At 65.3% G+C, this 2,949-nt stretch carries 3 protein-coding genes and 2 pseudogenes; 4 read left to right on the forward strand and 1 reads right to left on the reverse strand.

Features of this window, described 5'->3' with window-relative positions:
- Window positions 1–158: ATP-binding cassette domain-containing protein (locus AB0873_RS32120; protein ID WP_366604522.1), on the reverse strand; the 158-nt coding region annotated here is incomplete at its 3' end.
- On the opposite strand from AB0873_RS32120, the pseudogene AB0873_RS32125 reads away from it, so the two are divergent.
- The 4 genes and pseudogenes from AB0873_RS32125 to AB0873_RS32140 all read left to right on the forward strand — a co-directional run.
- Window positions 157–836, forward strand: a pseudogene (locus AB0873_RS32125) (ISAzo13 family transposase); the annotation flags it as partial. The gene AB0873_RS32120 and the pseudogene AB0873_RS32125 sit on opposite strands and share 2 nt — an antisense overlap.
- Window positions 837–937: 101 nt before the next feature.
- The gene (locus AB0873_RS32130) at window positions 938–1,105 is read left to right on the forward strand and encodes a hypothetical protein (protein WP_366604518.1); all 168 of its coding nucleotides are present in this window, start codon (window positions 938–940) and stop codon (window positions 1,103–1,105) included.
- 114 nt (window positions 1,106–1,219) lie between these two features.
- A pseudogene (locus tag AB0873_RS32135) lies at window positions 1,220–1,997 on the forward strand (transposase family protein).
- 442 nt (window positions 1,998–2,439) lie between these two features.
- Window positions 2,440–2,754 carry a DUF1330 domain-containing protein gene (locus AB0873_RS32140; protein WP_366604520.1) on the forward strand — a complete coding sequence of 105 codons (315 nt, stop codon included), beginning with the start codon at window positions 2,440–2,442 and terminating at the stop codon, window positions 2,752–2,754.
- Window positions 2,755–2,949: the final 195 nt, after the last annotated feature.

Here is a 2,949-nt window from a genome sequence, read left to right on the forward strand (position 1 = left end):
GCGCGTGAGCCCCGCAGTCGCGACCCGAAGACGAGCGCAGGGTCGCTGCCGAGCACCGACACCTCGCCCGCGTCCCGCCGCCGGAAACCCTCCAGGATCTCCACCGTGGTCGTCTTGCCCGCACCGTTCGGACCGCCCTGCTCGGTCCGAACGGTCAAGGACCATCAGGCCACCGGAGACCCGGTGGTCAGCGTGGACACCAAAAGAAGGAACTCGTCGGGCTCTACAAGAACGGCGGGCGGGAGTGGCGGCCGAACGGTGAACCTGTCCAGGTCAAGACGCACGACTTCGTCGACCGGGAGGTCGGTAGGGCGATCCCCTACGGCATTTACGACGTGACCGCGGACACCGGTTGGGTCAACGTTGGCTGCGACCACGACACTGCCGCGTTCGCGGTCGCCTCGATCCGCCGCTGGTGGTCCGCCCGCGGCGCAGGCGACTATCCGCACGCCCGCCGGCTGCTGATCACCGCCGACGCGGGCGGCTCCAACGGTTACCGCACCCGTGCGTGGAAGACCGAACTCGCGGCCCTGGCCGCCGAGACCGGCCTCCAGATCACGGTGTGTCATCTGCCGCCGGGAACCTCGAAATGGAACAAGATCGAGCACCGGCTGTTCTCCCACATCACGATGAACTGGCGTGGCAGGCCGCTGACCAGCCACGACGTCATCGTCCAGTCGATCGCGGCCACCACCACCCGCACCGGCCTGTCCGTGCATGCCGAACTCGACACCGGCACCTACCCGACCGGCATCCAGATCAACGACGCGCAGATCACCGCCCTGCCGATGAGACGGCACCGCATCCACGGCGACTGGAACTACACCCTGCACCCCCACCACGAGCAGCCCCGCCCCCCGCCCGGCACAGCGAAGGCCACCGAAGCCGCGAACACGCCCTGGACAAGGACCTGCTGTCCCACCCGGAACTGACCGGCATGCCCCGCCAGCAGCTCGACGAACTGGCCGCCGAGATGACCGAATTTCAAGCGGCGCAGCGTGAGCAGACCCGACGGGCACGCCGTGGCGCCGAACGCCGCCGCGCCGCCGGAGCCGGGCCCCCGATCAAGCTCGCCGACGCCGACCGGGAGCTGTTTCCAACCTGAGCTGGCGGGAGGGGCGCCGGTGAGATCGGTGGCGTGTTGATCACCAAAAATGGACGAAGCTCCTGGTAGATGACGTGGTCGACCAAGACCCATGTCGTCTGCCCGAGGAGCTTCGTGCTGACCTATCCTGCCACGATCCCGCTGTCCACACGGAGCCTGAACCACCTCGCCGAGGCTGCTACGCGCTCACCGCGTACGACGGGGTACCCCCTACCGACGTCTGGACCCCGGCAGGCAAGCACTGCTGGTGCTGGCGCATCTGCGCAACGGCGACCCGCCCGCCCGCCTGGCAGGCGGTTTCGCCATCGGCGCGACCACGGCGTGGCGTTACATCCGAGAGGCTGTTGACCTGCTCGCCGCCCAGGCGCTCACCCTCGCCCAGGCGATGGACCGCATCGGACGCCTGGCGTACGCGATCCTCGACGGCACGCTGATCCGCACCGACCGGCTCTCCGGAGAGCAAGACCGACGCCACTACGCGGGCAAGCACCGCTGCCACGGCGTCAACGCCCAGGTCATCGCCGACCCGGCCGGCCGGCTGGCGTGGGTCTCACCCGCGCTGCCCGGCTCGACCCATGACCTGACCGCCGCCCGCCACCACGGCATCGTCGCCGCGCTCACCGCCGCGCAGGTGATGACCTTCGCCGACAAGGGCTACCGCGGCGCCCGCGGCACCGTCGTCGTCCCGTTCTACGGCCGGAACCTGCCCGAGCCCATGCGCGCGGTCAACCGCTCCCACACCAAGATCCGCGCGATCGGCGAACGTGCCATCGCCACGGTGAAGACCTGGAAACTCCTGACCAAGCTGCACCGCTGCCCACGCCGCGCCACCCCGCTACTCGCCGCGATCTTCGGTCTTCAACTCGTCGAGGAGCAGCGCTACTCAGGTTGAAAACAGCTCCGGGTCCTGGCCACCGTGCTCTACCTGCGCAAACTATGCACACAAGCGGTCCTGGCCGAGCTTGTTCAACGTCGACCGAAAAACGATCACCATCGCCGTTGCGCAGACCCGTCCACTCCTGGAACAGCACGGATACGCCATCACACCATCAACGGCCCGGTTCACCACGCCAGCAGACCTCATCGCCTTCCTCGCCGACACCCCGCCCCAATCAGAGATCAAACCAGCTGTAATCCTCTGCGAGCCCAAACTTTGCAGAACCCGTCGTTGACAACCAGGCGAAACCCCCCAGCCGAGCACGGCCCGGCAGTAATCGTGCATCACCGCGCCGATACGTATCGCCACCCTTCCTGGATGACAGGTTGACGGATAGCCCGCAAGTTCTTACCCTTTAACACCTGACAGTTACTACCATCAGGATAAGGGGGTTTCGTTGAAAGCTTACTTCTTCTGCGACATGAAAAAGGTGTTGAACGAGCAAGCGATTCAGGAGTACCGCGCGTCGGTCCTAGCTACTGTCGAGAAGCATGGAGGGAGGTATATGGTAGTTGGCGGAGAGGTGCGTTCCGTCGAGGGCAGTAGGACTTTCGCCTTTCCGGTTCTGATCGAGTTTCCTTCAATGCAAGATGCGCTGCGGTGGTACCACTCGCCTGAGTATCGCCCCTTGCGCGAACTTCGCCTGAAGGCAACTGAGGGTGATGCGGTATTCTTCTCAGGTCCATCACAAATACCAAGTTCGTGGGATTAGCCTCCCAATAAATGGCTGCCCGCATTGGGGATCATGGAAAGGAAGTGCCTCTTGGTCCGAGAGGTCCTGACTTGTCTCTAAGGGCTGTCTCGTAACTCGGTGAAGGCGTTGCCCGGCACCGGGTTGGTGCTCAGCTCGTGAGGGCGATGTTGTGCAGGTTGGCGATGCCGGAAGCGGCATCGGTCAATGTGTGGG

This window comes from Micromonospora sp. NPDC047707 (genome assembly GCF_040704235.1).
Taxonomy (GTDB): Bacteria; Actinomycetota; Actinomycetes; order Mycobacteriales; family Micromonosporaceae; genus Micromonospora.

Excerpts from the sequence above, each read along its gene's own strand:
- AB0873_RS32130 (WP_366604518.1), top strand. The coding sequence starts at position 938 with ATGCCCCGCCAGCAGCTCGACGAACTGGCCGCCGAGATGACCGAATTT.